Annotated in this window: 27 protein-coding genes; 5 read left to right on the forward strand and 22 right to left on the reverse strand. The window is 60.9% G+C overall.

The window, feature by feature from the left end; genetic code table 11:
- Positions 1–313 precede the first annotated feature (313 nt).
- From thiO to QZH45_RS25860, 7 genes are read right to left on the reverse strand one after another with little or no spacing between them, the layout of a single operon-like run.
- A complete protein-coding gene (gene thiO / locus QZH45_RS25830) occupies positions 314–1,414 on the reverse strand; it encodes a glycine oxidase ThiO (protein WP_024781125.1) in 1,101 nt (366 codons plus the stop codon).
- Between the two features lie 56 nt (positions 1,415–1,470).
- Positions 1,471–1,872, reverse strand: a complete 402-nt coding sequence (locus tag QZH45_RS25835) for a type IV pilin protein (RefSeq protein ID WP_024781124.1) — start codon at positions 1,870–1,872, stop codon at positions 1,471–1,473.
- 11 nt (positions 1,873–1,883) lie between these two features.
- Positions 1,884–5,003 carry a pilus assembly protein gene (locus QZH45_RS25840; protein WP_053192137.1) on the reverse strand — a complete coding sequence of 1,040 codons (3,120 nt, stop codon included), beginning with the start codon at positions 5,001–5,003 and terminating at the stop codon, positions 1,884–1,886.
- Positions 4,990–5,469, reverse strand: a complete 480-nt coding sequence (locus QZH45_RS25845; protein ID WP_055135758.1) for a pilus assembly PilX family protein — start codon at positions 5,467–5,469, stop codon at positions 4,990–4,992. The genes QZH45_RS25840 and QZH45_RS25845 overlap by 14 nt, the downstream gene beginning before the upstream one ends.
- 10 nt (positions 5,470–5,479) lie before the next feature.
- Positions 5,480–6,193: a PilW family protein gene (locus tag QZH45_RS25850; protein WP_053192142.1), complete on the reverse strand. Its 714-nt coding sequence runs from the start codon at positions 6,191–6,193 to the stop codon at positions 5,480–5,482.
- Positions 6,190–6,648 carry a type IV pilus modification protein PilV gene (gene pilV, locus QZH45_RS25855; RefSeq protein WP_024781120.1) on the reverse strand — a complete coding sequence of 153 codons (459 nt, stop codon included), beginning with the start codon at positions 6,646–6,648 and terminating at the stop codon, positions 6,190–6,192. Before pilV ends, QZH45_RS25850 begins: the two co-directional genes overlap by 4 nt.
- The gene (locus tag QZH45_RS25860; RefSeq protein WP_055135759.1) at positions 6,645–7,118 is read right to left on the reverse strand and encodes a GspH/FimT family pseudopilin; all 474 of its coding nucleotides are present in this window, start codon (positions 7,116–7,118) and stop codon (positions 6,645–6,647) included. The genes pilV and QZH45_RS25860 overlap by 4 nt, the downstream gene beginning before the upstream one ends.
- 283 nt (positions 7,119–7,401) lie before the next feature.
- Here QZH45_RS25860 and QZH45_RS25865 point away from each other — a divergent pair, with 283 nt between their 5' ends.
- Positions 7,402–7,917: a GspH/FimT family pseudopilin gene (locus tag QZH45_RS25865; protein ID WP_024781118.1), complete on the forward strand. Its 516-nt coding sequence runs from the start codon at positions 7,402–7,404 to the stop codon at positions 7,915–7,917.
- On the opposite strand, the gene ispH is transcribed toward QZH45_RS25865, so the two are convergent.
- From ispH to murJ, 6 genes are all read right to left on the reverse strand, one after another.
- On the reverse strand, positions 7,894–8,841 hold the full coding sequence (gene ispH, locus QZH45_RS25870; RefSeq protein WP_024781117.1) for a 4-hydroxy-3-methylbut-2-enyl diphosphate reductase: 948 nt from the start codon (positions 8,839–8,841) through the stop codon (positions 7,894–7,896). The two genes, QZH45_RS25865 and ispH, sit on opposite strands and share 24 nt — an antisense overlap.
- A gap of 136 nt (positions 8,842–8,977) precedes the next feature.
- Positions 8,978–9,415, reverse strand: a complete 438-nt coding sequence (fkpB, locus tag QZH45_RS25875; RefSeq protein WP_024780778.1) for an FKBP-type peptidyl-prolyl cis-trans isomerase — start codon at positions 9,413–9,415, stop codon at positions 8,978–8,980.
- Complete coding sequence (gene lspA / locus QZH45_RS25880) at positions 9,408–9,920, reverse strand: signal peptidase II (protein ID WP_024780777.1); 513 nt, start codon at positions 9,918–9,920, stop codon at positions 9,408–9,410. The genes fkpB and lspA overlap by 8 nt, the downstream gene beginning before the upstream one ends.
- Positions 9,913–12,744, reverse strand: a complete 2,832-nt coding sequence (gene ileS, locus QZH45_RS25885; RefSeq protein ID WP_432783588.1) for an isoleucine--tRNA ligase — start codon at positions 12,742–12,744, stop codon at positions 9,913–9,915. The genes lspA and ileS overlap by 8 nt, the downstream gene beginning before the upstream one ends.
- Positions 12,745–12,757: 13 nt before the next feature.
- On the reverse strand, positions 12,758–13,696 hold the full coding sequence (ribF, locus tag QZH45_RS25890; protein WP_024780775.1) for a bifunctional riboflavin kinase/FAD synthetase: 939 nt from the start codon (positions 13,694–13,696) through the stop codon (positions 12,758–12,760).
- A gap of 129 nt (positions 13,697–13,825) precedes the next feature.
- On the reverse strand, positions 13,826–15,364 hold the full coding sequence (gene murJ, locus QZH45_RS25895) for a murein biosynthesis integral membrane protein MurJ (protein ID WP_053192148.1): 1,539 nt from the start codon (positions 15,362–15,364) through the stop codon (positions 13,826–13,828).
- Between the two features lie 254 nt (positions 15,365–15,618).
- Here murJ and rpsT point away from each other — a divergent pair, with 254 nt between their 5' ends.
- The gene (gene rpsT / locus QZH45_RS25900; protein ID WP_020798646.1) at positions 15,619–15,897 is read left to right on the forward strand and encodes a 30S ribosomal protein S20; all 279 of its coding nucleotides are present in this window, start codon (positions 15,619–15,621) and stop codon (positions 15,895–15,897) included.
- Between the two features lie 262 nt (positions 15,898–16,159).
- Here the strand turns inward: rpsT and QZH45_RS25905 are convergent, their stop codons facing one another.
- The 5 genes from QZH45_RS25905 to rplU form a co-directional block, all read right to left on the reverse strand.
- Positions 16,160–16,624: a CreA family protein gene (locus tag QZH45_RS25905; protein WP_024780773.1), complete on the reverse strand. Its 465-nt coding sequence runs from the start codon at positions 16,622–16,624 to the stop codon at positions 16,160–16,162.
- Positions 16,625–16,633: 9 nt separating this feature from the next.
- Positions 16,634–17,752, reverse strand: coding sequence for a glutamate 5-kinase (gene proB, locus QZH45_RS25910; RefSeq protein ID WP_024780772.1), 1,119 nt, complete (start codon positions 17,750–17,752; stop codon positions 16,634–16,636).
- A 276-nt stretch (positions 17,753–18,028) separates the two neighbouring features.
- Positions 18,029–19,252, reverse strand: coding sequence for an Obg family GTPase CgtA (gene cgtA, locus QZH45_RS25915; protein ID WP_024780771.1), 1,224 nt, complete (start codon positions 19,250–19,252; stop codon positions 18,029–18,031).
- A 190-nt stretch (positions 19,253–19,442) separates the two neighbouring features.
- A complete protein-coding gene (gene rpmA, locus QZH45_RS25920) occupies positions 19,443–19,700 on the reverse strand; it encodes a 50S ribosomal protein L27 (RefSeq protein WP_003176049.1) in 258 nt (85 codons plus the stop codon).
- 35 nt (positions 19,701–19,735) lie between these two features.
- On the reverse strand, positions 19,736–20,050 hold the full coding sequence (gene rplU, locus QZH45_RS25925; protein ID WP_007950961.1) for a 50S ribosomal protein L21: 315 nt from the start codon (positions 20,048–20,050) through the stop codon (positions 19,736–19,738).
- Between the two features lie 239 nt (positions 20,051–20,289).
- Between rplU and QZH45_RS25930 the strand changes: the two genes are divergently transcribed.
- The 3 genes from QZH45_RS25930 (at position 20,290) to QZH45_RS25940 (ending at position 22,184) form a co-directional block, all read left to right on the forward strand.
- Positions 20,290–21,258: a polyprenyl synthetase family protein gene (locus QZH45_RS25930; RefSeq protein ID WP_024780770.1), complete on the forward strand. Its 969-nt coding sequence runs from the start codon at positions 20,290–20,292 to the stop codon at positions 21,256–21,258.
- 123 nt (positions 21,259–21,381) lie between these two features.
- Positions 21,382–21,723 (forward strand): zinc ribbon domain-containing protein YjdM, encoded by a 342-nt coding sequence (locus tag QZH45_RS25935; RefSeq protein ID WP_024780769.1) that lies wholly within the window; start codon positions 21,382–21,384, stop codon positions 21,721–21,723.
- A 203-nt stretch (positions 21,724–21,926) separates the two neighbouring features.
- The gene (locus QZH45_RS25940; RefSeq protein WP_024780768.1) at positions 21,927–22,184 is read left to right on the forward strand and encodes a PA4570 family protein; all 258 of its coding nucleotides are present in this window, start codon (positions 21,927–21,929) and stop codon (positions 22,182–22,184) included.
- 117 nt (positions 22,185–22,301) lie between these two features.
- Here QZH45_RS25940 and QZH45_RS25945 read toward each other — a convergent pair whose 3' ends face one another.
- The 4 genes from QZH45_RS25945 to QZH45_RS25960 form a co-directional block, all read right to left on the reverse strand.
- The gene (locus QZH45_RS25945) at positions 22,302–22,919 is read right to left on the reverse strand and encodes an FKBP-type peptidyl-prolyl cis-trans isomerase (protein WP_024780767.1); all 618 of its coding nucleotides are present in this window, start codon (positions 22,917–22,919) and stop codon (positions 22,302–22,304) included.
- 195 nt (positions 22,920–23,114) lie between these two features.
- A complete protein-coding gene (locus QZH45_RS25950; protein WP_003185611.1) occupies positions 23,115–23,603 on the reverse strand; it encodes a TIGR00645 family protein in 489 nt (162 codons plus the stop codon).
- A gap of 122 nt (positions 23,604–23,725) precedes the next feature.
- Positions 23,726–24,067, reverse strand: coding sequence for a hypothetical protein (locus tag QZH45_RS25955; protein WP_024780766.1), 342 nt, complete (start codon positions 24,065–24,067; stop codon positions 23,726–23,728).
- A 312-nt stretch (positions 24,068–24,379) separates the two neighbouring features.
- Entirely contained in the window at positions 24,380–26,818 is a 2,439-nt protein-coding gene (locus QZH45_RS25960; RefSeq protein ID WP_024780765.1) for a Lon protease family protein, read from the reverse strand.
- Positions 26,819–26,919 lie beyond the last annotated feature (101 nt).

Here is a 26,919-nt window from a genome sequence, read left to right on the forward strand (position 1 = left end):
AGGCTCGCTCCCACAGGGGGCACCGGAGCCAGCCTCAAGACCAGACCCGCTCGCTTTTTTGCTTTTGCTTTTGCTTTTGATCTTCGGGCCCCATTAACCACGCTGGCCGAAGTGAGGGCACACCGAGCCTAGGCGAGGTGCCGAGTGGTGGGGCCAAGCCTTTTTGGTTACTTTTGGGGCGTCTGCCAAAAGTAACCCGCTGTAAGAGCGGAACCATAAGTAGCCGTTACCGCAGCAATGGATATGTACCCAGTAAGACCGCCATCGCGAGCAGGCTCGCTCCCACAATTGGATCGGAGTACACCGCAAGATCCTACATCCGCCCCGCCGGCGAATACGGCGCAGGATCAATCACCGGCTCACGCCCCAGCATCACATCCGCAAACAACTGACACGACGCCGGTGCCAACACCAACCCATTGCGATAATGCCCGCAATTCAACCACAGCCCCGCAAACCCCGGCACCTCGCCAATATAAGGAACGCCCGCCGGCGATCCAGGCCGCAGCCCGGCCCAATGCCCGACCACCTCAGCCTCGGCCAGCGCAGGAATCAATTGCTGCGCCGAGGCCTTCAGACTCTCCAGCGCCGCGTCGGTCGGGGTCTTGTCGAATCCCTCGCGTTCCAGGGTACTGCCCACTAGGATATGCCCATCACGCCGCGGAATCGCATAACGTCCCTTGGCCAGGACCATGCTCGACAGGAAGTCCGATGCGCACTTGTACAGGATCATCTGGCCCTTGACCGGCTCCACCGGCAAGTTCAGACCCAGGGTCTTGAGCAACTCCCCGCTCCAGGCCCCTGCAGCCAGCACTACCTGATCGCCACGAATCGCCCCGGCCGAGCTGTTCACCCCCACGACGCGCCCGCCGTCGCGGATGAAACCACTGACCTCGCATTGTTCATGAAGCGTGACCTCGGGCAGCGCCAGCAACGCAGCCTTGAGGGACTTCACCAACCGGGGATTGCGCACATTCGCCACGTCAGCCATGTAGATCGCCCGGGAGAATCCGGTACCCAGTACCGGCACCGCATCGTGGACCGCCGAGATATCCACGGTTCGCATCGGCCGCCCTTCCCGCGCGGCCCAGGCCAGCGCTTCGTCCTGATCGTCCAGGTCCAGCCAATACAGCCCAGTGATATGCACCTGCGGATCAATACCCGTGGCCGCGAACAAACGTTGGCCCAACTGTGGATAGAAATCCTGTGACCAATGCGCCAGCGCCGTGACCGCCGGGCTGTAGCGCCATGGGTACAACGGCGAAACGATGCCGCCACCGGCCCAGGACGACTCCTGGCCGACACTGGAACGCTCCAGCAGCACCACGCGTTGCCCTTCGGACGCCAGATTGAACGCCGTCAGCAGGCCAATGACTCCGCCGCCGACGATCACCACTTGCTGTTGCCTGGTCATGTATTGATTCGACTCATAAGACTGGAGGGCGCGACACAGCGCCCGAAATAGGAGGCTCAGCGACCCCAGCAATCCTTGGTGGTCAGCCCGGAAGCGGCGTTGATCATGCCACGCGCCCCCGTGTTGTTGAGGGTGAAATCACCGCACTTGTCCGTCGCCATGGATGAGCCACTTTTGCGTACCGCGGTCAGGGTAAAGCTCTGGTCCGCCAGCGTCCGGTTGATGGTATAGAAATCGTTCCCGTTGCTCAGCCCGGTTGCGTCCTTATAGGAGCTGTTCTTCGAATAGTAGCGCTCGAGAATCTGCGCCTGCTCCGACAACAGCCCGGCAATTTCAGTACGCCGGCCTTTTTTCATGTATTCGGTCAGGCTCGGGTAGCCGACGGTGATCACGATACCGATGATCGCGATCACGATCATGATTTCGATCAAGGTGAAACCCCGGTTGGTTCTGCGCATGCCCTTATCCCTCACTGTATTTGTCGCCACATGACGCGACGGCTGCCGCCAACTGATTTGCTCAGCAGGTCGGTGATACCACCCCCGGAGTCGTTCACGACCATGTTGGTGGCTCCGTTGGCACTGACGACGGCACTCAAGGTCGGGATACCACCGGTGAACACCACCCCGGCCGAGATCGTATCGAGGTTGCTGAGCTTGCCGTCACCATTGGTATCGAGCACCGCATAGTTGAGCATCTTACCGCTGAACGCATCCACTTCGATCAGCTTGCCGGTCCCGAAGCTGGCGCAGGGGTCAGTGGTGTCCACGGCGGCCGTGGTGAAGACCACACGCCCAAGCACCAGGTTGGCCGGGTTGATCACCCGCTCCCCGGTCAGCGCGTTGTTATACACCAGGGGCAGGTACCAGCCTTTTTTCGCCGGGTAAGTCACGTCGGTCTGGCTGGTGGTCACGAACTGCCCCGTGCTGCCCGAGAATACGCCGGTAATCGATTGAGCCTGCAGGCTCGACACCGTGATCTGCCCGGCGCCACCGGTGGCGTCCCAGATCGAGTAGAACCCCTGCAGGTCCTTGTTGAGCTTGTCCGTTGCCTCGTTGAATTTACCGGTACCGAAAAAAACCTGGACCCCACCCTGGGGATTATCCGCCAGCAAGGGTTGAACGGTGATGGGCTGGGTCGCCCCGCCAGATGCCGTGAACAAGGGCTGCCCGGCAAACGCCAGCCCCCAGCTGGTCGGGGAGGTGCCGCTGAGGTCGAACTTCCACATCCGCCCTTTCAAATCGCCACCGTAGGCAGCCTGCACCACATTCTGGGAGTTGACCCGAAGCTTGACCGAGGACAAGCCGTTATCGGTATCGCTGCTGTTGATGACGATTTTACGAATCAGCGAACCGTCACGGATATCCACCACATACAACGCCGCCACGCCGCTGTTACTGCCGTAGCCATTGGAGATGAACGCCGCCCAGCGACCGTCCGCCAACCGGGCGACTTCGGGTCGGGCATAGGCGTAACCCAGGTCATTGAAGACATTGGCGGTGTTGGCCACGGTCGGCGCGCTGATCTCCCACAGTGCCCGAAGCGTATTGCCGGCGGCCGCATCGAACAGTTGCACCGCAAAGAAACTCCTGCCGCCGGCCCCGGTCCCGCCCACCGCCACCGTCTTCCAGGCACTGCCCGATTGCGTATCGAATACGCCAACCTGACCATCCACCAGAAATTTGTGGCTCACGCCGTTGACGTAGTTGATATCAGCGATGTTACCCAGCCCTGGCAACACGCTCGAAGGCATATAGGCGTAACGCCGCGTACCGTTGGCCGCGTTGATGACGCTGAAGAAACCGTCATTGGCATTCACCACGAGGCTGGTGTTCATGGCCGCCGCCTTGGTCGCCAGGTAGGTGCTGTAGCTGGTGTCGTTCAGCAGGTCCGCGGCGGTCTGGTCATTGGGCGAGGCCAGCACCAGCGGCGAGTTGATGATGTCCCCCAGCAACACACTGCGCACCTTCAAGCCGGTTTTGTTGGTGCCTTTGCTCCACTCCACCAGGTCGTTGCCGGTGATCCCCGTAGGCAGGTTCTGGCTGAGAGTGGTTTGCTGGGCGGCTGAAAAGTTGCCGTAAGCCAGGGTCACCGGCGCATTGGTCGCGGTGTTCCACGATTGATAAAGCGGCGCCGTGGCACCGGGGACAATGGCGGTGTCGGTGGTCCACTGCACCGCAGCCCTGTTGACCGTGCCTGCCGAAGTGAAGCCGAACGCCCGGATGGTCCCGCGCCAGTCCTTGGGATCGTAGGTGGTCTGGTAGAAGCTGGACGTGCTGGACAGCGTGGCACCGTTGGTGGTGCCACCGCCTCCCGAACCGGCCTTGGAAGTGATGTCGCTCAGCGCCGATGTCAGCGCCGAGCTCAGGCCTTCGCTATCGGTCGCCTGGTAATACTTGCCGGTGCCGTAGCGAGCGGCGTCGGACAACATTGGGTTGTTCGCGGTGAAACCGACGGTGTAGGTATTGAGGTACTGCCGGGGAAAATCCGTCGTGTTCCAGCTTTTGCCGGTGGCATCGGTGCCGGAGGAGCGCATGTCGATGTCGAAGGCGAATTTGGCGATGTCGTCCAGGTACAGCGTGTCACCTTCGCCATCACCATTGGGGTTGTCGCCGTCGTTGCTGCTGATGCCGTCCCAGTTTGGCAGGCGGGGGCCGCCACTGGCGTTGGCCTGCGGGTCGTCAGAGGGGAACGTCCGGTCATAGGTGGGCAAGCCGTCGGTGATCACTACGCCGAAGTTTTTCTGGCAGCGGTACTGGATCGGGCTGGTATAAGTGCTGGGCGTGCCGTTGTAGTACGGCGCCATTCCCCGGAAATAGCGGGTGACTTCGTAATAGCTCTCGGCCAGCGGTGTATTCGCGACCGCGCCCAGGCCGTTGATGGCATTTATCAAGGAGGTGTAGTTGGAATTGGCCTGGGTCTGGGTGACGCTGCCGGCCACGGGCGACAGGTCGCTGACGGAGCGGGCGATATAGCCTCCCGGGCCGGAGTTGCCGCTGTTGGGCGGGTTGAAGGTGGCAAGGCCGATACGCAAGGCGCGATTGCTGCTGACCAGGTCGTTGGAGACATTCCGGGCTACGTTGATTCGGTAGTCATTAGGGATTGAACCGGTCGTGAAGTCCCGGTCCGCGCCATTCGATATCGTCACAAGATAAGACAGGTATTTAGCCGTGTAACGAGTATTTGCGTTACCTACGGGATCGGGAAGTCTCAAACAGACCTGTCCAAAATTGCTTTGATAAAAACCGAACCAGTTGCCGGCCTTCGAGCAGCCGCCACGAAACAGGTTCGCTAGCAGAATATTGCCGTCATCCATATCCAGCCAAGCTCGACTTGTGCAACCTCTATCATCGGTGCACCTAGCGATCTGTGGACGGCTGATCGCCGGATCAAACCCCGCCGCCCAGATAATATTGTTCATACTCCCCGAATCATCGATCAACAACATCACGTTCGGTGTCACCGCCGCCGCGCTCAACAACGGCGAATCCGAAGGCGTGAACCCATAGACCGGGGCAGTCAGGTAAAGGCTGAGCAATACCCCCCACAGCGCCTGCCGCCAGCCATGGCGAGCCTCAGTATTTCGCATAGATGCTCTCCACCACGCTGCGCTGGTTGTCTCCTACCACCGCCACCGCCGTGATCCGGTACAGCGTCGCCGAGATACCGTTTGGCACATTGACCGCCGCAAGCGTGGTACCGATGTTCTGCACCCCATAAAACCCACCGGCGGCGGCAACCCAGGTGACTCCCGACGATGAATAGTACCCTGCCGCCTTCAGCGTGGCGGATTCCAGCGGTGGCGCGCACTGGGTTGCGGTGTTGCAGACCGCCAGCGAGTAGGTTTCGACCTGCACGGCGTTCTCGCCCATCCTCAGCGCCGCCTCGGCCATCTGGAACGACTGGTTGCGCAGCATGACGCTGCTGGTCATCTTTTCCTGGAGGGTGGCGCTTTGCATCGATGACAGGCCGATCAGCGTGAGCAACAGCAGGAAGACCAGGCTGACCAGCAATGCCATGCCACGCTGACGATGTCCGAAGGATCTCGATCTCATCAATCGCCCCTCACAAGAGCCGGTTGCGCAGGGCGGCAACCACGTTGAAGGTCTGGTCGTGCACGTTGTTCCTCGGATCGAAGAGTGTCAGGGTCAGGCGCACGCTGCGGATCAGTGCCGGATCAGACGGGTTGCTGCTGTAGCTCGAGGCCGCGATGTCCGTCGAGCTGCCGGCTACGCCGAAGGTCACGTCGAACGTGCGGACGTTGTCCACCAGCACCGCCAGGGTCGGATTGCCGGCCCCGGTACCCATCGACAACTGGTTGTTGCTGAAGCTGTAGATCAGCCGGCGTACCGGAAACGCCAGTTGCCCGGCCGCGGGAGCCCGCGCGCCGGTGTAGGCTGTGGCGGTGGTACGGCAATCGGACAGGACCGTCCAGGTTGGCACGCCGCCACTGTTGCCCACATCCGTCGTCACCAGGGTCATTTTCTGGTTGGCGTTGTCCCAGCGGATCGGCGTGATCTGACTGGCATTGAAGTCCCCGGCAGAAGACGCGTCGGTAATGCTGCCCAGGCAACCGAACATCCCCACCATGCGAATCTCCTGGACCATCTTGCTCAGGGCAAAGCGGGCGTCCTCCTGCATCACCGCCGCCGCACTCTGGCTGATGTAGGTGTTCTTCGCGGCGATGAAGATCTGCACCACCCCCAGGACCACGATAAGACTGATGACCAGGGCGATCATCAACTCGATCAGGCCAAAGCCCCGGCAGCGCTTGTTCATGGCGTTCCTACCGGATCGACGGCGGCGCGGCTGGTCAGCACGAAACTGCGCCGTGCATCGGCCGCATTGGTGGTGTTGGCGGCCCGGGCATCGTCCCAGGAAATGGTGATGGTGTAGACCCGCTGGTTCAGCGCAATGGTCCCGGTAGCCGTGGCACCACCGAAGCTGACGATATTGGTCTTGAAATCGTAGAGGTCCTGGTCCCGGGTCACATTGAGGTTGGGTGAGCTGGGCGGCGTCACGGTGTAGTCGGCGCCGGAGTTGGCGCGGATGCGGTCCAGCATGTCGTAGGCGATGAAGCTGGCCTGGCTGGTCATGCGCGAGCTGTCGGTGTACTTCAGGGCATTGAGCTGGATCATCGCCGCACCCAGCAAACCCACACCGAGAATCAGCACGGCCACCAGCACTTCGATGAGTGTCATGCCCTCCTGTGGCCTTTTACTGCAACCCTTCATCCGCAACTTCCACCCAATACGATTCGTCCATTGAGGCAAACGCTAAGCGTCCTGCTCTGCGAGCCCCGCACATAATTGAAGCTCACCGGTGTGGCCGGTGCCGACAACCCACCCAGGTTGTTGAAATCAATGTTGGTCACGTCTGAGGTTAGCGTCAGAGTCGCACCACTGCTCATCGCAGGAACAACCCGCAATACATTGGCCAGATTGCCAGTACCGTCATACACCGTCAGTTCGCCGCTCCAGATGCTGCCCTGAGCGGTGGGGCGAATGCGCGTGGTGATACCCCGGTCGATCGCTTCCATGCGGGCAAAGTTCAGGGCCCGACGCAGATCGCCGACCTCGGTATCCGCCTTGGTGGCCTGCATCGAACCGGTGAATGCCGGCACCGCCATGGTGATGAGGATCAGCAGTACGCCAAGGGCTACCAACACCTCGATCAGCGTGAAACCTTTTGTACGAAGATCCATCGATGCCCTCCGTTGCCGTCGGCTATACCTGCTTGTGTAACGCTAGAACAAACCATTGGCGCGTGCTTGATGCAGTTCATTCAGGGCAGTGCCCCCTGTGGCGAGGGGATTTATCCCCGCTGGGGTGCGCAGCAGCCCTAAATCCTGATACCTCGGTGTATCGGACAGATTGTGTTGACTGTTTTTGGGGCTGCTTCGCACCCCAGCGGGGATAAATCCCCTCGCCACAGTGAGGTCCCCAAGTCCTCAAGGACCGCCCCACACTCTCCAGGGAGGAGATTGCATGCCCCAACAGGGTTTCAGCCTGATCGAACTGCTCATGGGACTGGCGATTGCCGCAATTGTTCTGCCGTGGGCCAGTTCAAGTTTCAAAGCGCTTGTGGAATCCACTGAACGCAACGACACCGCGCAACGGTTGGCCAGCGGTTTGCGCAGTGCCCGCAGCGAAGCCATCACGCGCAACCGCACAGTGACCATTCAAGGGATAGACAACGATTGGAGCCAGGGGTGGCAAATCAGATTGGAAGACGATGACCGGACACTGCTGGAACAGCGCAGCAATCGCGCCCGGGTGGTGGGTAACTGGCCGGTGAAGCACCGGGTGACGTTCGCCGGCCATGGTGCGGCGCTGCTGCCCAGCGGTGCCTTTCAGGCGGGCACTTTGCACGTGTGCGCCCGGCATCAGCCAGTCAGCCATCATCAATTGGTGCTGTCACCCACCGGCCGCGTCAGCCTGCGCAGCGAGGAGAGCGAGCAGGCCCTGTGCAAAAAGAGCTTAAAGCAGGGAGCGGACGCGTAGTTCCTTGGGCATGGAAAACGTGATGTTTTCCTCCCGGCCGGCCAGTTCATCGGCACCGATGGCACCCCAGGCCTGCAATTGCTGGATCACACCGCGCACCAGGACCTCCGGCGCAGAAGCACCTGCGGTAATGCCGATGTGCTCGATGCCGTCGAACCAGCTGCGTTGCATGTCCTCGGCACCGTCGATCAGGTAGGCCGGCGTTCCCATGCGTTCGGCCAGCTCACGCAGGCGATTGGAGTTGGAGCTGTTCGGGCTACCGACTACCAGCACGACGTCGCACTCGTCAGCCAGTTGCTTGACCGCGTCCTGACGATTCTGGGTGGCGTAGCAGATGTCGTCCTTGCGCGGCCCGCCAATGGCCGGGAAACGCGAACGCAGCGCATCGATCACCCGGCTGGTATCGTCCATGGACAAGGTGGTCTGGGTGACGAAGGCGAGTTTTTCCGGGTTACGCACTTGCAAGGCTGCCACGTCCTCCTCGTCTTCGACCAGGTAGATCGCACCGCCGTTACTGGCGTCGTACTGCCCCATGGTGCCTTCGACTTCCGGATGCCCTTCGTGGCCGATCAGGATGCATTCGCGACCGTCGCGGCTGTAGCGCGCCACTTCGATATGGACCTTGGTCACCAACGGGCAGGTCGCGTCGAACACCTTCAGGCCACGACCAGCCGCTTCGGTACGCACCGCCTGGGAAACCCCATGGGCACTGAAGATCACGATGACATCGTCCGGCACCTGATCCAGTTCCTCGACGAAAATGGCCCCGCGACTGCGCAGGTCTTCGACGACGAATTTGTTGTGGACCACTTCGTGGCGCACATAGATCGGCGGCCCGAAGACTTCCAGGGCGCGGTTGACGATTTCGATCGCCCGGTCCACGCCGGCGCAGAAGCCACGGGGGTTGGCGAGTTTGATTTGCATACTGTGCCTCGTGTCTGTGGGAGCGAGCCTGCTCGCGATGCGGTGGATCAGTCACCTCGGTAGCGATTGTGACTCAGCTATCGCGAGCAGGCTCGCTCCCACAGGTAGTGTGAGAGCAGTGATTGCCCGTTAAATCTTAAACCGCCTTGACGTCGAGGATTTCCACTTCGAAATTCAAGGTCTTGCCCGCCAAGGGATGGTTGAAGTCCACGGTCACCTGGGCGTCGTCAAAAACCTTCACCACACCCGGCAACTCGGTATTGGCCGCGTCGTTGAAGATCACCAGCAAGCCCTCGGACAGCTCCATGTCCTGGAACTGCGAGCGTGGCATGGTCTGCACGTTTTGCGGGTTGGGCTGACCAAAGGCGTTTTCCGGTGTCACGACCACGGTGCGCTTGTCGCCGGCCTTGAAACCGAAGATCGCCGCCTCGAAGCCTGGCAACAGGTTACCGTCGCCTACCTTGAACACAGCCGGGGACTTGTCGAAGGTGCTATCGACGGTGTCGCCATTTTCCAGATGCAGGGCGAAGTGAAGCGTCACTTCGGTGTTTTGAGCGATACGCTGCTCAGTCATGGACGGCTTCTCCGGTTTTCTTGCTTTTGAACATGTCCAGGGCGAGCATGATGGCGCCCACGGTGATGGCGCTGTCAGCGAAGTTGAACGCCGGGAAATACCAGCGGTTCTGCCAATGCACCAGGATGAAATCGATCACGTGCCCCAAGGCAATGCGGTCATAGAGATTGCCCAGGGCACCGCCGAGCACCAGCGCCAGCGCCACGGCCAGCCAGGTTTCGTTGCGGCCCAGGCGCTTGAGCCAAACCACCAGCACCGCGCTGACCACTACGGCGATCAGGGCGAACAGCCAGCGCTGCCAGCCCGAACTGTCGGCCAGGAAGCTGAACGCCGCGCCGGTGTTGTAGGCCAGGGTCCAGCTGAAGTAATCGGGGATGACCACAATTTGCTGGTACATGGTCAACGAGCCTTCGAAGTAGAACTTGCTGGCCTGGTCGATGACCAGGACCAGCACGCTCAACCAGAGCCAGCCCAGCCGTCCGAAACGGCCCGCTGCGTTAGGCATAGTGGCGAACCTCGCCGGTACCGCTGATGTTGTCGACACAACGCCCGCAGATTTCCGGATGTTCCGGATTCACGCCGACGTCTTCGCGGCAGTGCCAGCAACGGGCGCACTTGACGAAGCCCGACTTGACCACCTTGAGCTTCAGCCCGGCCACTTCGGTCACCACGGCATCGGCCGGAGCCTGCACCAACGGCGCGACACTGGCAGTGGAGGTGATCAGCACGAAGCGCAGTTCGTTACCCAGTTTGGCCAGGTCGCCGCTCAGGGCTTCCTCGGCGTAGAGGGTCACTTCGGCCTGCAGGTTGCCACCGACGGCCTTGGCCGCGCGCTGGATTTCCATTTCCTTGTTGACCGCGGCCTTGACCGCCATGATCCGGTCCCAGTAGGCACGGTCCAGCTCGAAGCCTTGGGGCAATTCGCTCAGGCCTTCGTACCAGGTGTTGAGCATCACCGATTCGTTGCGCTCGCCTGGCAGGTATTCCCACAGCTCGTCGGCGGTGAACGCCAGGATTGGCGCGATCCAGCGCACCAACGCCTCACTGATGTGGAACAGCGCGGTCTGGCACGAGCGGCGTGCCTTGCTGTTGGCGCCGGTGGTGTACTGGCGGTCCTTGATGATGTCGAGGTAGAAACCACCCAGCTCCTGCACGCAGAAGTTGTGGATCTTCGAGTAGACGTTCCAGAAACGGTATTCACCGTAGTGTTCCTGCAACTCGCGTTGCAGCAGCAGGGTACGGTCCACGGCCCAGCGGTCCAGGGCCAGCATGTCTTCGGCCGGCAGCAGGTCGGTGGCAGGGTCGAAACCGGTCAGGTTCGACAGCAGGAAGCGCGCGGTATTACGGATGCGCCGGTAGGCGTCCGCGCTGCGCTGCAGGATCTGCTCGGAAACCGCCATCTCGCCGGAGTAGTCGGTGGAGGCGACCCACAGGCGCATGATGTCGGCGCCCAGGGTGTCGTTGACTTTCTGCGGCGCGATCACGTTGCCCAGGGACTTGGACATCTTGCGGCCGGCCTCGTCGACGGTGAAACCGTGGGTCAGCAACTCGCGGTACGGCGCGTGGTTGTCGATGGCACAACCGGTCAGCAGGGACGAGTGGAACCAGCCGCGGTGCTGGTCCGAACCTTCCAGGTACAGGTCGGCACGCGGGCCGCTCTCATGGCCCATCGGGTGCGAACCGCGCAGCACGTGCCAGTGGGTGGTGCCGGAGTCGAACCAGACGTCCAGGGTGTCGCTGATCTTGTCGTACAGCGGTGCTTCGTCGCCCAGCAGCTCGGCGGCGTCCATCTTGAACCAGGCTTCGATGCCCTCGACTTCGACACGTTTGGCAACGGCCTCCATCAGCTCGACGGTACGCGGGTGCAGCTCACCGCTTTCCTTGTTCAGGAAGAATGGGATCGGCACGCCCCAGTTGCGCTGGCGGGAGATGCACCAGTCCGGACGGTTGGCGATCATCGAGTGCAGGCGTGCCTGGCCCCAGGCCGGAACGAACTGGGTGTCCTCGATAGCCTTGAGCGAGCGCTGGCGCAGGGTATCGCCGCTGGCAGGTTGCTTGTCCATGCCGATGAACCACTGCGCGGTGGCGCGGTAGATCAACGGGGTCTTGTGGCGCCAGCAGTGCATGTAGCTGTGTTCGATGACGGTGGTGTGCAGCAGCGCACCGACCTCTGTCAGCTTGTCGACGATGGCCGGGTTGGCTTTCCAGATGAACTGGCCGCCAAAGAACTCCAGGGACGGCACGTATACGCCATTGCTCTGGACCGGGTTGAGGATGTCATCGTTGACCATGCCGTATTTCTTGCAGGTCACGAAGTCGTCGACACCATAGGCCGGCGCGGAGTGAACCACGCCAGTGCCTGCGCCCAGCTCCACGTAGTCGGCCAGGTACACCGGCGACAGACGGTCGTAGAACGGGTGACGGAAGTTGATCAGTTCCAGCGCCGAGCCCGGCGCAGTCGCCAGCACCGAGCCTTCGAGGCCGTAACGGGACAGGCAGGATTCGACCAGCTCTTCAGCCAACACCAGCAGCTTGTCGCCAACATCGACCAGGGCGTAGTTGAACTCCGGATGGACGTTGAGGGCCTGGTTGGCCGGGATGGTCCACGGGGTGGTAGTCCAGATCACGATGGCGGCCGGCTTGGCCAGCTTGCCCAGGCCGAAAGCGGCGGCGAGCTTGTCTTCATCGGCAATCGGGAACGCCACGTCGATGGTCGACGACTTCTTGTTCTCGTACTCGACTTCCGCCTCGGCCAGGGCCGAACCGCAATCGAAGCACCAGTTCACTGGCTTGAGGCCCTTGAACACGAAGCCACCCTCGACGATTTTCGCCAGGGCACGGATTTCTCCGGCTTCGTTCTTGAAATCCATGGTCTTGTAGGGGTTGGCGAAGTCGCCCAGCACGCCGAGGCGGATGAATTCGGACTTTTGCCCTTCGATCTGCTCGGTGGCGTAGGCACGGCACAGCTCGCGGGTCTTGTCCGCGCCCAGGTTCTTGCCGAGGGTCACTTCCACCTTGTGCTCGATCGGCAGGCCGTGGCAGTCCCAGCCCGGAACATACGGCGCGTCAAAACCCGACAGGGTCTTGGAGCGGATGATCATGTCCTTGAGAATCTTGTTCAGCGCGTGACCGATGTGAATGGTGCCGTTGGCGTAGGGAGGACCGTCGTGCAGGACGAACTTCGGACGATCCTTGCCAATTTCGCGCAACTTTCCGTACAGGCCAATGCTGTCCCAACGCTGCAGAATCTGTGGTTCGCGCTGAGGCAGGCCGGCCTTCATAGGGAAGGCGGTGTCCGGAAGGTTTAGCGTGGCTTTATAGTCGGTCATTTAAGGCTCTTCATTAGCGATTGGCGCTGGTTGCGACAAGGGCACGGGCGGCGGCGATATCTGCATGGATCGCCGTCTTGAGCGCCTCCAGGGAGGCAAAACGCTGCTCTTCACGCAGCTTCTGGTGGAAAACCACCGTCAAACGCCGGTCATACAGATCGCCGGCAAAATCCAGAACATGTACTTCGAGATGGGCCTTGCCATCTCCCTGGACCGTAGGGCGTACACCGATATTGGCGACGCCGGGCCAGGCCTTGCCATCGATCTCGACGCTCACCAGGAATACCCCGGTCAGCGGCACACGACGACGCTTGAGTTGCACGTTGGCGGTCGGCGTACCCAATTGGCGCGCCAGTTTCTGTCCGTGCAGGATCCGCCCGGCAATCCGGTACGGACGGCCGAGCAAGCGCTCGGCCAATTCGAAGTCGGCAGCGGCCAGGGCGTTGCGGACCTGGGTGCTGCTGACACGCAAGCCATCCATCTCGACGGTCTGCGCCGCCTCAACGGTAAAGCCACGGGCGAGGCCGGCCTGCTGCAGGTAGGTGAAATCCCCCGCCCTGTCACAGCCGAAACGGAAGTCGTCGCCGACCTCCAGATGCTTCACGTCGAGACCGCCCACCAGGATGGTCTCGACGAATTCTGCGGCGCTGAGCTTGCTCAGGCGCTCGTTGAAAGCCAGGCACAGGACCCGGTCGACGCCTTCGGCGGCCAGCAGTTGCAGTTTGTCCCGCAAGCGGGCCAGACGGGCCGGCGCGGTGTCCGGGGCAAAAAACTCCCGGGGTTGCGGCTCGAAGATGACCACGCAACTGGGCAGGCCCAGCTCCAGCGCACGCTCGCGCAGCCGCGCCAGGATAGCCTGGTGGCCACGGTGAACACCGTCGAAGTTGCCAATGGTGGCGACACAGCCCCGATGCCGGGGACGCAGGTTGTGGAGGCCTCGAACCAGCTGCATAACGCGCTTCTTGCTCATAAAGTGGCCGATTATAACCACACCCGGCGGCCAACGACAGGCAACACCGTAACCCAAAGTGATCGAACCGACAAAACCACTGCCCGACCCGCCCCCGTCGAGGGCAATCCCTCAGCGCAAGGCCTTGCGATTGAAGTCACGCAGACGGAACCCCATCAGCAGCAACATGCCGAAATAGACCACCACGCCCGCGACGACCAACACGCCGAGGCGCAGGAAACGCTCGAGCATCTGCCCTTCGCCCCAGGCCGGCATGAAGTGCATCGCCCCCAGCAACACCGCCGCCATCACTACCACGGCCACCAGCAGCTTGAGGCCGAACGCGCCCCATCCTGGCTGCGCTTGATACATCTTCTGCTTGCGCAGCTGGTAGAACAGCAGCCCGGCGTTGAGGCAGGCGCCAATACTGATCGCCAGGGCCAGGCCGGCGTGAGCCAAGGGACCGATCAGCAAGAGGTTGAACAATTGCGTCATCACCAGGGTGAAAATGGCGATCTTCACCGGCGTGCGGATGTTCTGCTGGGCGTAGAACCCTGGCGCCAGCACCTTGATCAGGATAATCCCCAGCAACCCCACCGAGTAGGCAATCAGGGCCCGCTGGGTCATCAGGGCATCGAACGCCTTGAACTGGCCATACTGGAACAGCGAGACGGTCAGGGGTTCGGCCAGGATCCCCAGGGCCACCGCACATGGCAGCACCAGCACGAAGCACAGGCGCAGGCCCCAGTCGAGAATGCGCGAGTACTCCTGGCGGTCCCGGCTGGCATAGGTCTTGGCCAGGGTCGGCAACAGGATCGTACCCAGCGCCACGCCCAGCACGCCGGACGGCAGCTCCATCAGGCGGTCGGCGTAGTACATCCACGACACCGAGCCGGCCACCAGGAACGAGGCGAAAATGGTGTTGATGATCAGGGAAATCTGGCTCACCGACACCCCGAGAATTGCCGGCAGCATCTGCTTGAGCACCCGCCAGACGCCGCTGTCGCGCAGGTTCAGGCGCGGCAGTACCAGCATGCCAATCTTCTTCAGGTAGGGCAGTTGGTACAGCAGCTGCGCCAGGCCGCCCACCAGTACTGCCCAGCCGAGGGCCATCACCGGAGGGTTGAAATACGGCGTCAGGAACACCGCAAACACGATCATGCTGACGTTGAGCAACGTCGGCACGAAGGCCGGTACCGAAAAGCGGTTCCAGGTATTGAGGATCGCTCCGGCCAGGGACGACAGGGAAATCAGCAATATATAAGGAAAGGTCACCCGCAAGAGATCGGTAGTGAGCTGGTATTTTTCCGGAGTGTCGGTAAAGCCCGGCGCCGTGGCCCAGATCACCCAGGGCGCGGCGAGCATGCCGGCCGTCGTGACGAGCGCGAGCACCAGCGTCAGCAGACCGGTGACATAGGCAATGAAGGTACGGGTCGCCTCGTCGCCCTTCTGGCTTTTATATTCCGCCAGGATTGGTACGAAGGCCTGGGAAAACGCCCCTTCGGCGAAGATCCGGCGCAACAGATTGGGCAGTTTGAAGGCGATGAAGAAGGCGTCGGTGGCCATTCCGGCACCGAATATTCGTGCGATGAGCGTGTCGCGAACGAACCCCAGGACGCGGGAAAGCATCGTGATAGAGCTGACGGCAGCCAACGATTTGAGCAGATTCATGAAAAGAGTTTCAGCCTGTCGATAAACAGCAGGCGAACAACGCGCCCACTTGTGCGATACTCCGCGCCGCTAAACAGCACAGCGCCAAAGCCCGCGAGTTTACAGGTCACACGCCGGAAAGAAATCACCCGGTGCGTTGTACCTGCCATTCAGCGGAACGCGTCACCCGCCCTTGACAAGACCTCAACTCATCGGCATGATTCGCGGCCTATTTTGTTTGCTATTTCCCAAAAAGTCTTTCGAGGAGCTCGACGGTGGCCAACTCACCTTCCGCCAAAAAACGTGCAAAACAGGCTGAGAAGCGTCGCAGCCACAACGCCAGCCTGCGTTCCATGGTTCGTACCTACATCAAAAACGTAGTTAAGGCCATCGACGCAAAAGACGCTGAAAAAGCTCAAGCTGCCTACGTTCTGGCTGTGCCTGTTATCGACCGTATGGCCGATAAAGGCATCATCCACAAGAACAAGGCTGCTCGTCATAAGAGCCGCCTGAATGGCCACGTAAAGGCCCTGAACGTTGCCGCTGCTGCCTAAGCGACGCGCTCGTTAAAAAACCGACCTCCGGGTCGGTTTTTTATTGCCTGGGATTTTTCACACCACACAAAATTATGTAGAGGCAGACCTCTGTGGGGAGCGGATCTCTGTGAGAGCAAGGCTTCTGTGGGAGCAAGGCTTGCCCGCGACGGCATCGCCCCAGCATTCAGACAAACCGAGGCGCCTGCATCGCGGGCAAGCCTTGCTCCCACAGAGATCCGCTCCCCACAGAAGCTTTGCCCCCACAGGGGCTGCGTATCGATTATTGCGCGTGCGCCCACGGCAGGATTGGAATCGCCGTCACCGCATTCTGCGGACTGCCCTCGATCACGCGATCGCTGTAGACCAGGTACACCAGCGTGTTGCGCTTCTTGTCGAGGAACCGCACCACCTGCATGGTCTTGAACACCAGCGAGGTGCGCTCACGAAACACCTCCTCGCCGTCCTTGAGCTCACCCTTGAAGCTGATCGGCCCTACCTGGCGACAGGCGATGGACGCCTCTGCGCGATCCTCGGCCAGCCCCAGGCCGCCCTTCACGCCACCAGTCTTGGCCCGGGACAGATAACAAGTCACGCCATCCACTTTGGGATCGTCGAACGCCTCGACCACGATCCGGTCGTTCGGTCCAACAAACTTGAACACCGTCGACACCTGACCAATCTCCTCGGCCGAAGCCAGCAACGGCATCGTCAACAGCAGGCCGATCAATCCTTTTGCCAAACCCATGTAATTTCCTTAGACAAGAATCAGGTTGTCGCGGTGAACCAGCTCAGGCTCAGCCATGTAACCCAGCAGACCAACAATCGCGTCAGACGATTGCCCAATGATTTTCTGCGCCTCCAGCGCACTGTAGTTCGCCAGGCCACGGGCGATCTCGCGCCCATCCGGCGCCACGCACACCACCATCTCGCCACGCCGGAAGCTGCCCTGGACCAGTTTCACACCCACCGGCAGCAGACTTTTGTTGCCCTGGGACAGCGCCGTCACGGCCCCCGCATCCAGCACCAACGTGCCGCGGGTTTGCAGATGGCCGGCCAGCCATTGCTTGCGCGCCGCCAACATGCCGCGCTCAGGCGAGAGCAACGTACCGATGTGCTCGCCCGCTTTCAGGCGATCCAACACCCGCTCCAGCCGACCACCGATGATGATGGTGTGAGCACCGGAGCGCGCCGCCAGGCGTGCGGCACGCAGCTTGGTTTGCATGCCGCCACGCCCCAGCGCGCCACCGGTGCCGCCCGCGACCGCGTCCAGGGCCGAATCATCGGCACGGGCTTCGTAGATCAGCTTGGCGTCGGGATTGGTGCGCGGATCGGCGTCGAACATGCCGTCGCGGTCAGTGAGAATCACCAGCAGATCGGCCTCCACCAGGTTCGCCACCAGCGCGGCCAAGGTGTCGTTGTCGCCGAAACGGATCTCATCGGTGACCACGGTATCGTTCTCGTTGATCACCGGGATGACTTTCAGCTCTACCAGCGCGCGCAAGGTACTGCGAGCATTGAGGTAACGCTTGCGGTCGGAGAGGTCATCGTGAGTCAGGAGAATCTGCGCCGTATGACGACCATGCTCGGCGAAGCTGGATTCCCAAGCCTGCACGAGACCCATCTGACCAATAGCGGCGGCTGCCTGCAACTCATGCATCGCGCTGGGTCGCGACGTCCAGCCCAGGCGGCTCATACCGGCCGCCACCGCCCCCGAAGAGACCAGCACCAGCTCGACGCCAGCCTCATGCAAGGCCACCATCTGCTCGACCCACACCGCCATCGCCTTGCGATCCAGGCCCTTGCCATCCGCCGTCAGCAGTGCACTGCCGATCTTTACGACCCAGCGCCGCGCACCCGTCACCTTGCTCCGCATCATCTTCAACCTTTGCCAGCGAACGGCGCGACCCAGCGCCGCCCATGGGATTATTCGTATTTGCGTTTTGCAGACACCAAAACGCCGCTCGAATGAGCGGCGCCCTGGAAACCGGCTGGCTGCGATGATAACACCGCGCCGAGCCACTTAAACCTGTGGGAGCGAGCCCGCTCGCGAAAGCGCTGGATCAGCGACATGGACATTGGCTGATATAACGTATTCGCGAGCAGGCTCGCTCCCACAGGTTTTGCAGCTTAACGGACGAACATTTCAGGATCAGTCGCGAACGTAGATGATCTCCGGACCATCTTCGTCATCCACATCTTCTTCATCCCAGTCATCCTCGCCGATGTCATGGACCGACTTCACACCACTGCGACGCAGGGCACGCTGGTCATCCAGCGCCTGCAACTGCGCACGGGCTTCATCTTCGATGCGCTGATCGAGTTCGGCCAGCTCTTCCTTGTAGACCGGGTCATTGGCCAGGCGATCGGCGCGATCTTCCAGGTAGCGCATGATGTCGTGACACAGGCGCTCGGTGCCTTCTTTGGCAATGGCGGAGATCACGTAGACCGGACCTTCCCACTCCAGGCGGTCGACGATTTCCTTGACCCGCTCCTCGTGCTCTTCTTCGAGGATCTGGTCACACTTGTTCAATACCAGCCAGCGATCACGCTCGGCCAGGGCCGGGCTGAACTTGGTCAGCTCGCTGACAATGACTTCGGCGGCATCGGCAGCATTGCTTTCATCCAGCGGCGCCATGTCCACGAGATGCAGCAGCAGGCGGGTGCGGGACAAGTGCTTGAGGAAGCGAATCCCCAGGCCGGCGCCATCGGAAGCGCCCTCGATCAGCCCCGGGATGTCCGCGACTACGAAGCTTTTCCAGCGATCGACACTGACCACGCCCAGGTTCGGCACCAGCGTGGTGAACGGGTAGTCCGCCACTTTCGGCTTGGCGGCCGACACCGAGCGAATGAAGGTACTTTTACCGGCGTTCGGCAAGCCCAGCAGGCCCACGTCGGCCAGCACCTTCATTTCCAACTTCAGGTCGCGCTGCTCGCCCGGCTTGCCTGGCGTAGTCTGGCGCGGCGCACGGTTGGTACTGGACTTGAAGCGGGTGTTGCCCAGGCCATGCCAACCACCATGAGCCACCAGCAGACGCTGGCCCGGCTTGGTCAGGTCGCCAATGACTTCCTGAGTCGCGGAGTCGATCACCGTGGTACCGACCGGAACGCGCAGGACCAGGTCCTCACCCTTCTTACCGGTGCAGTCGGTGCTGCCACCGTTGGAGCCACGCTCGGCATCGAAGTGCCGGGTGTATCGGTAGTCCACCAGGGTATTGAGGTTCTCATCAGCGAGCATGAAGATCGAGCCGCCGTCGCCGCCGTCACCACCGTTCGGACCACCGTTTTCAATGAACTTTTCCCGACGGAAACTCATGCAACCATTGCCGCCGTCGCCGGCCTTTACTCGAATCGATACTTCATCAACAAACTTCATGACACACGCCTCTCGCCATACGGACGAGTCGAAAAAAACAAGACATAAGACTCTTGCAAAAATGAACGCAGCGACCAGATCAAGCGCCCGATAGCAGCGCCGGCAGCCCATACAAACAGCTTTGCAAGAGACTCACCCCACAAACGAAAAAGCCCCGTCGCAAGACAGGGCTTCTCCAGCATTCTCGCGATTAAGCCGCGACAACGCTCACGTAACGGCGGTTGAACGCGCCCTTTACTTCGAACTTGATCACGCCTTCGATTTTAGCGAAGAGGGTGTGATCCTTACCCATGCCTACACCGTAACCGGCGTGGAATTGGGTGCCGCGCTGACGCACGATGATGTTGCCCGGAATGATTTTCTGGCCGCCATACATCTTCACGCCAAGGCGTTTGGCTTCTGAGTCGCGACCGTTACGGGTACTACCACCAGCTTTTTTGTGTGCCATGAGTTCAATTCTCCTAGTGAGGAATTAGGCTGAAATTAAGCCTGAATACCGGTGATTTTGATCTCGGTGTACCACTGGCGGTGGCCCATACGCTTCATGTGGTGCTTACGACGACGGAACTTGATGATGCGGACTTTATCGTGACGACCTTGGGAGATCACTTCAGCCACAACGGTCGCGCCAGCAACAACTGGAGCACCGATATTCACGTCATCGCCATTGGCGACCAACAGAACGCGATCAAAAGTCACGGATTCGCCGGTAGCGACTTCCAGTTTTTCGATCTTCAGGTATTCACCTGGGGCGACCTTGTATTGCTTGCCACCAGTAACGATTACTGCATAAGACATGGTATTTCTCCGATAATCCTGCTCACCCAGCGCTTTAGAAGAAGAGGTATTGGCTGGCATGGCTGCATGGGCTGGAAGGCCCGGATGCAATTGCGTAAGGCAGGTGCTGCCCAGGAAGTTCAGGGTGCGCGATTGTACGCAAGCTGTCCTGGCGATGCAAGTAGCCGTCCATCGTGCCTTGACAGCCCCGGACGTGGGTCCTAGCATGCCGCGCAACCCTTCTGGAGCGCCTGTCGCTGATGCAACCCCAAGCTTTCTACCGCGCAGTGGCGGACGATTTTAGTGCCGTCGACGGCATCATCAAGAAGCAGCTGACTTCCCGAGTGCCGCTGGTGTCGAAAATCGGCGACTACATCACCTCGGCTGGCGGCAAGCGCCTGCGTCCTTTATTGGTGCTCCTGTGTGGCAAGGCCCTGGGTCGCGAAGGCGACGACCTGCGCCTGCTGGCTGCCACCATCGAATTCCTGCATACCGCCACCTTGCTGCATGACGACGTGGTCGACATGTCCGGCATGCGCCGTGGCCGCTCGACCGCCAATGCCATGTGGGGCAACGCCCCAAGTGTATTGGTGGGCGATTTCCTGTACTCGCGCTCGTTCGAAATGATGGTCGAACTGGGCTCGATGCCGGTGATGAAGATCCTGTCCCAGGCCACTCGCATCATCGCTGAAGGCGAAGTACTGCAGTTGTCCAAGGTGCGTGACGCCAGCACCACCGAGGAAACCTACATGGAGGTCATCCGCGGCAAGACCGCGATGCTCTTCGAAGCCTCGACCCACAGCGCCGCCGCGCTGGCCGGCGCGACCGCCGAGCAGAGCGAAGCGCTGCGCACCTTCGGCGACCACCTGGGCGTGGCCTTCCAGTTGGTGGACGACCTGTTGGACTACAAGGGCGACGCCGAAACCCTGGGCAAGAACGTCGGTGACGACCTCGCCGAGGGCAAGCCGACCCTGCCGCTGATCTACACCATGCGCGAAGGGTCGCCAGAACAGGCGGCCCTGGTACGCCAGGCCATCCAGAAAGGCGGCATCGAAGACCTGGAAAGCATTCGCGCAGCGGTCGAAGCCTCCGGCTCGCTGGACTACACCGCGAAACTGGCCCGGGACTATGTCGCCCGCGCAATCAAATGCCTCAATGCCCTGCCGGCCAGCGAGTACCGCGATGCCCTGGTGGAATTGAGCGAGTTTGCGGTCGCCCGTACCCACTGATCCAAGGGCCTCTGTGGCGAGGGGATTTATCCCCTCGCCACAATGCCTTCGCAGCACCACCCTCCTCGCAAAAAACCCTATATAATGTGCGCCCTTTTGCCCTCCTGATACCAAGGAACCTTAGTGAGCACGTTGCCACCCTGCCCGAAATGCAATTCCGAATACACTTACGAAGACGGTACCCAACTGGTCTGCCCGGAGTGTGCCCACGAATGGTCTGCCACCGGCGAAGTCGAAGCGGCGTCCGATGACACCGTGAAGAAAGACTCGGTCGGCAACGTCCTGCAGGACGGCGACACCATTACCGTGATCAAGGACCTCAAGGTCAAGGGCACGTCGCTGGTGGTCAAGGTGGGCACCAAGGTCAAGAACATCCGCCTGTGCGACGGCGATCATGACATTGACTGCAAGATCGATGGCATCGGCCCGATGAAACTCAAATCCGAGTTCGTCAGAAAGGTCTGAGCCTTCTGCATCCCATCCCGCGCCTTGCGTGGGATGGTGCCGCGCCCTCCCCGCTTCAGCCCGGTTTTGCACATGCCAGCCAAACGCCAGCCGCCGCGAGCTGCGACAACCCATCGTCAGAAAACAAACCGGAATACAAATAGAGCCTTGCTATTTCGATAATAAGAATTATTCTCATTAAACCCATCAAGGAGATGAGAACCATGACTTATTTGATCGATGCCTGGCTGGACCGCCCACATCCTTACCTCAGGATCCTGCATCGGGAAACCGGGGAAGTCTGTGCGGTGCTTGAAGAAGAAGCCTTGAGCGAACTACAGGACCAGGGAGACCTGGACATCAACAGCCTGAACTCCAGCGAACCGCTGGTGCTCAAGGAGCTGGTGCGAAACCTGTTCCTGTTCTGCTATGCCCGGGCATTGCGCCCGACGAGTGATTTCAATGGCAAGTTTCACGGATGAGCACACAAGCCCTGTGGGAGCGAGCCCGCTCGCGATGACGGCGTGTCAGTCAACATTAACTCGACTGACTGACCGCCATCGCGAGCAAACCCGCTCCCACAAAGGCCTGCTATTGCCTTACAGAACGTCCAACAGCTCGACGTCGAACACCAGAACGCTGTGCGGCGGGATGCTGCCAACGCCCTGGGCGCCGTAAGCCAGTTCGCTCGGCACGTACAGGCGCCATTTGCTGCCGGCATTCATCAGTTGCAGCGCTTCGGTCCAGCCTGGGATCACGCCGCCTACCGGGAATTCGGCTGGCTGGCCACGATCGTAGGAGCTGTCGAACACGGTGCCGTCGATCAGGGTGCCGTGGTAGTGGGTACGCACCTGGTCTTCACGGGTCGGCTTGGCGCCTTCACCCTGGGTCAGCACTTCAAATTGCAAGCCCGAAGCCAGGGTGGTGATGCCGTCGCGCTTGGCATTTTCAGCCAGGAACGCACGACCTTCGCCAGCAGCGGCTTCGGCTTTGGCGGCGGCTTCGGCCTGCATGATTTCGCGGATGACCTTGAAGCTGGCGGACATTTCTTCCTGGCCCACACGGCTTGGCTTGCCGGCGAAGGCGTCGGTCAGGCCGGCCAGGATCGCATCCAGGCTGACGCCCGGTGGCGGGTTGTCGCGCAATTGGTCGCCCAGCTGACGACCAATGCCGTAGCTGACGCGGGTTTCGTCGGTGGACAGGTTTACTTCGGACATGCTGCTGCTCCGCTGTGCGGACGGCTCGGGAATGGCCGTGAGTGACACAGCGCCTCCCGGAGCGCCCGGAACCAAAAGGGCGAGCAGACTAGCACAGATGCCATGACGGATGACGAGCGCCCACATCAAAGTGCCTCGCCGGAAACGACAACGCCCGCCTGCTTCTCGACAGGCGGGCGCTGCGCCAATGGGGTTTCAGTGCTTGGTCAGCTTGTCCAGATAGCCCATGGCGAACGCCGACACCACGAAGGTCATGTGGATGATCACGTACCACTTCAGGTGTTCGGGATCGACATTCTTGGCGTCCATGAAAATGCGCAGCAGGTGAATGGAGGAAATGGCCACGATGGAGGCGGCGACTTTCATCTTCAGCGATGAAGAGTCCATGGTTCCCAGCCAGTTGAGCTTTTCCTTGTCTGAATCGATGTCCAGTTGCGAAACGAAGTTCTCGTAGCCGGAAATCATCACCATCACCAGCAGGCCACCCACCAGCGCCATGTCGATCAGCGACAGCAGCACCAGGATCAGATCGGACTCGGCCATGGAAAATACGTTGGGGATGACGTGAAAGACTTCCTGGAAGAATTTCAACGCCAGGGCCAGCAGGCCCAGGGACAGCCCGAAGTAGATCGGCGCCAGCAGCCAACGGGAGGCGTACATTGCATTTTCGATAAAGCGTTCCATTGAATCTCACACCAGGGGCAAAAAATGGCGGCGAGTATATCAGCCACGACGAGCCCCACAAACGCAGGGCCATCCCTGGCCGCTGCCGCTGGTGTCAGGTTGTAGATGCCGGAATCCGGTCCTCAATGGGGCGGATGGAACTCGAAGCCGCCAGCATTGCGGCAACGACCGCCATTGATCTCACGTAGTTGGGCCTGCATGTGCAGGCACCAGATCTGCGGATCGTTGGCCAGCTCATAACCATGCAAGGTCAACGCCTGGACAATGGTGTCGAGGATCGATTCGGCGGCGTTCGGGCCAGGAAACGGTCCCTGGGCCTTGAGGGCGGAAGGTTGTTCGCCAGCCATTCCGGCGGCGAAAAGCAGGGTCCACATGCCGGTATCCCCCGCCAACGGACGGATGGCGCATTCGATACGAGTGACAAGACCCAGGCATTGACGGGTGAGGCAAAGGTTGCGCGACATGGCGGCGCCCCTCAGTGATACGGTATTCAGCCCCGGGGAGGCTGTTTCGATCCAATGATGACTCTCGTTATCCTTGAACTGAGGATAGAAGAAAAGTTCCGCTTGCAAGCCAAGCGAGACCAGAATGCGCCGAATGGTCATAGTGTGAATATTGACGCCAAGAGCGTGGCATTTTTCACAAGAAATGACCGTAAAAGCTATTGTGGGAGCGGGCTTGCTCGCGAAGACGGAATACCAGTCGACATGACCGTGACTGACATACCGCCTTCGCGAGCAAGCCCGCTCCCACATGGATCGCCTATTCGATGAGAATCAAGCCGGCTTGGCCTCCGCCAAGGCTGCTTGCGCCAGTTCCTTCTCCGCCTCCTTGATGTCGTCCTCGCTGATCATCTCGGCAATCACCCTCAGCCGTTCCACCACGCGGGCGTTGACGCTGCCCTCCGGGAACTCGCCATTCTCATCCGGCTCACCGGCGGGTTCACCCACCAGCAGGCTCAAGGCCTCGTCGGCCTGGCGCACGGCATAGACGTGGAACTGCCCCGCCCGGACGGCAGCCAGCACCTTCTCATCGAGCATCAAGGTAGCAACGTTGGCCTGGGGAATGATCGCGCCCTGCTCGCCGGTCAGCCCACGGGCTTCACAGAGACGGAAGAAGCCTTCGATCTTCTCGTTGACCCCACCCACCGCCTGCACTTCACCGAACTGGTTGATGGAGCCGGTGATGGCGAAGCACTGCTTCAACGGTGTCTTCGACAACGCCGAAATCAGCGTGCAGGCCTCACCCAGGGAGGCGCTGTCGCCGTCGACATAACCGTAGGACTGCTCCAGGGCAATACTGGCCGAGATCGCCAGCGGGAACTCCTGGGCGTAGCGGCTGCCCAGGTAACCGGTCAGGATCATCACGCCCTTGGAGTGAATCGGCTGGCCGAGGTTGACCTCACGCTCGATGTCGACAATACCGCTACCGCCCGGATACACCGTGGCGGAAATCCGCGCCGGTACACCGAACGCCGAGTCGCCCACCTCCAGCACCGTCAACCCATTGCATTTGCCCACGGCCGCGCCATCGGTGTCGATCAGGATGATCCCCGCCAGCATGTCGTCGAGGATCCGAGCCGAAACGCGCCCGGTGCGGGTAGCCTTGGCCTTGAGGGCGCGCTCGATGTGGCCGGCGTCGGTCATCTCGTCACCGGCCAGTTGACGGATGAAATCCGCCTCGCTGACCAGTTGGAACAGATCGCCGATACGGGCCGACAAGCGTCCCTGGTGTTCAGCCAGGCGCGCACTGTAGGTGGCCAGGCGCGCCACCGCATCGGCGGTCAGCGGCGCCATACCCTCCTCCGAGGTGCGGGTCTTGAGCAACTGGGCGAACTGCTCCAGGCTCTCGTCGCCCATCGGGATGTCTTCGTCGAAGTCCACCAGCACGCGGAACATCTCCTGGAAGTCCGAATCCAGGTCCTGCAAGGCGTAGTAGAGCTGGCGGGCGCCGATGATCACGACCTTGACCTGCAAAGGGATGTGCTGCGGTGTCAGGGTCACTGTGGCCAGGCGGCCCAGTTCGCCCAGAGGTGACTCCATCTTCAGCTTGCGCGATTGCAGAGCACGCTTGAGTGCGTCCCACACGAACGGCTCGCCGAGCATTTTTTCCGCTTCGAGGATCAGGAAGCCACCGTTGGCCCGATGCAAGGCACCGGGACGCAGCTGCCGATACGTGGTGTAGAGCGCACCCTGGTCAGTGCTGTACTCGATGCGCCCGAACAGGTTGTCGTAGGTCGGGTGCGGTTCGAACACCACCGGTGCGCCGCCGCTCGCCGGATGCCCCACCACCAGGCTCGGCGCATATTGCTCTTCCAGCATTTTGCGGGCGATGGCGTCGGTCTTGCTGTCGTCCACCAGTTGCTCGACCACCGTCCGCAGCAGATTGACCTGCATCGCCTGCAGGTAACCGCAGACCGCTGCGTTCTCCGCATACTTTTCCGACAACGGCGCCAACAGCGGCTGCAAGGCCAGTGTGATGGTTTCTTCGTTGAGCTGGCGCAGTTGGTTGCTGGACTCCCGCTTCCACTGCGGCAGGCTGGCGAGTTCTTCGTTCAGGCGCTCTTCCAGGCCGGAGATATCGTCATGGAAACGCTCGCGTTCGGATTCCGGCAACTGGGCGAATTCCGCTTCATCGAGGGCCTTGCCTTCGCTCATCGGCGTGAAGGCGATATTGCTGCTGTCGCGATATAGCGCGACATCCTTCTCCAGGGCCAGGCGCTCGATGACATCCAGGGCGCGGTCGTAGCGCTGGTTGAATGCCCGGTCGATAGCGCTTTTCTTCTGCTGGTAGGACGGGTGCTCGAATACCGCCGGAAATGTCGACAGCAGGTTGTCGATCAGGCCATTGATATCGCTGATGAACGCACCGGCAGTACCCGACGGCAGTTCCAGGGCCCGGGGTTCGCGAGGCTCATCGAAGTTGTTGACGTAGACCCAGTCCGCCGGGGTCTGCATGCGCTTGCCTTCGGCCTTGAGATAGCGTTTTACGAATGAGAACCGGCCGGTGCCGGGCTCGCCCATGACAAATACGTTGTAACCGGGGCGCGGCATGGCCACGCCGAACTGCAATGCTTCGACCGCACGCTCCTGGCCAAGCACACCGCGGAAGGGCTCCAGATCATTGGTGGTAGAGAAGCTGAACTGTTCAGCGGAAAACGGACGGGTCAGCGCATCGGGCGCTAGACGCAAGCTGGCAGCAACAGGATCAGGCATCGGGCTTCCTTACATCAGGCGGGGCAGATAACGGCATTCTGGCGCCGCCCGTACCTGACTGGCAAGGAGCGCCTCAGGTCAAAGCATAGTCAACCGGCCGA

This window comes from Pseudomonas corrugata (assembly GCF_050920615.1).
In the GTDB taxonomy this organism is placed as follows: domain Bacteria; phylum Pseudomonadota; class Gammaproteobacteria; order Pseudomonadales; family Pseudomonadaceae; genus Aquipseudomonas; species Aquipseudomonas corrugata.

Bases quoted from the DNA above. Each gene is read 5' to 3' on its own strand.
- thiO (WP_024781125.1), bottom strand. From the start codon at position 1,414: ATGACCAGGCAACAGCAAGTGGTGATCGTCGGCGGCGGAGTCATTGGC.
- QZH45_RS25835 (WP_024781124.1), bottom strand. From the start codon at position 1,872: ATGCGCAGAACCAACCGGGGTTTCACCTTGATCGAAATCATGATCGTG.
- QZH45_RS25840 (WP_053192137.1), bottom strand. From the start codon at position 5,003: ATGCGAAATACTGAGGCTCGCCATGGCTGGCGGCAGGCGCTGTGGGGG.
- QZH45_RS25845 (WP_055135758.1), bottom strand. From the start codon at position 5,469: ATGAGATCGAGATCCTTCGGACATCGTCAGCGTGGCATGGCATTGCTG.
- QZH45_RS25850 (WP_053192142.1), bottom strand. From the start codon at position 6,193: ATGAACAAGCGCTGCCGGGGCTTTGGCCTGATCGAGTTGATGATCGCC.
- pilV (WP_024781120.1), bottom strand. From the start codon at position 6,648: ATGAAGGGTTGCAGTAAAAGGCCACAGGAGGGCATGACACTCATCGAA.
- QZH45_RS25860 (WP_055135759.1), bottom strand. From the start codon at position 7,118: ATGGATCTTCGTACAAAAGGTTTCACGCTGATCGAGGTGTTGGTAGCC.
- QZH45_RS25865 (WP_024781118.1), top strand. From the start codon at position 7,402: ATGCCCCAACAGGGTTTCAGCCTGATCGAACTGCTCATGGGACTGGCG.
- ispH (WP_024781117.1), bottom strand. From the start codon at position 8,841: ATGCAAATCAAACTCGCCAACCCCCGTGGCTTCTGCGCCGGCGTGGAC.
- fkpB (WP_024780778.1), bottom strand. From the start codon at position 9,415: ATGACTGAGCAGCGTATCGCTCAAAACACCGAAGTGACGCTTCACTTC.
- lspA (WP_024780777.1), bottom strand. From the start codon at position 9,920: ATGCCTAACGCAGCGGGCCGTTTCGGACGGCTGGGCTGGCTCTGGTTG.
- ileS (WP_432783588.1), bottom strand. From the start codon at position 12,744: ATGACCGACTATAAAGCCACGCTAAACCTTCCGGACACCGCCTTCCCT.
- ribF (WP_024780775.1), bottom strand. From the start codon at position 13,696: ATGCAGCTGGTTCGAGGCCTCCACAACCTGCGTCCCCGGCATCGGGGC.
- murJ (WP_053192148.1), bottom strand. From the start codon at position 15,364: ATGAATCTGCTCAAATCGTTGGCTGCCGTCAGCTCTATCACGATGCTT.
- QZH45_RS25905 (WP_024780773.1), bottom strand. From the start codon at position 16,624: ATGGGTTTGGCAAAAGGATTGATCGGCCTGCTGTTGACGATGCCGTTG.
- proB (WP_024780772.1), bottom strand. From the start codon at position 17,752: ATGCGGAGCAAGGTGACGGGTGCGCGGCGCTGGGTCGTAAAGATCGGC.
- cgtA (WP_024780771.1), bottom strand. From the start codon at position 19,252: ATGAAGTTTGTTGATGAAGTATCGATTCGAGTAAAGGCCGGCGACGGC.
- rpmA (WP_003176049.1), bottom strand. From the start codon at position 19,700: ATGGCACACAAAAAAGCTGGTGGTAGTACCCGTAACGGTCGCGACTCA.
- rplU (WP_007950961.1), bottom strand. From the start codon at position 20,050: ATGTCTTATGCAGTAATCGTTACTGGTGGCAAGCAATACAAGGTCGCC.
- QZH45_RS25930 (WP_024780770.1), top strand. From the start codon at position 20,290: ATGCAACCCCAAGCTTTCTACCGCGCAGTGGCGGACGATTTTAGTGCC.
- QZH45_RS25940 (WP_024780768.1), top strand. From the start codon at position 21,927: ATGACTTATTTGATCGATGCCTGGCTGGACCGCCCACATCCTTACCTC.
- QZH45_RS25945 (WP_024780767.1), bottom strand. From the start codon at position 22,919: ATGTCCGAAGTAAACCTGTCCACCGACGAAACCCGCGTCAGCTACGGC.
- QZH45_RS25950 (WP_003185611.1), bottom strand. From the start codon at position 23,603: ATGGAACGCTTTATCGAAAATGCAATGTACGCCTCCCGTTGGCTGCTG.
- QZH45_RS25955 (WP_024780766.1), bottom strand. From the start codon at position 24,067: ATGTCGCGCAACCTTTGCCTCACCCGTCAATGCCTGGGTCTTGTCACT.
- QZH45_RS25960 (WP_024780765.1), bottom strand. From the start codon at position 26,818: ATGCCTGATCCTGTTGCTGCCAGCTTGCGTCTAGCGCCCGATGCGCTG.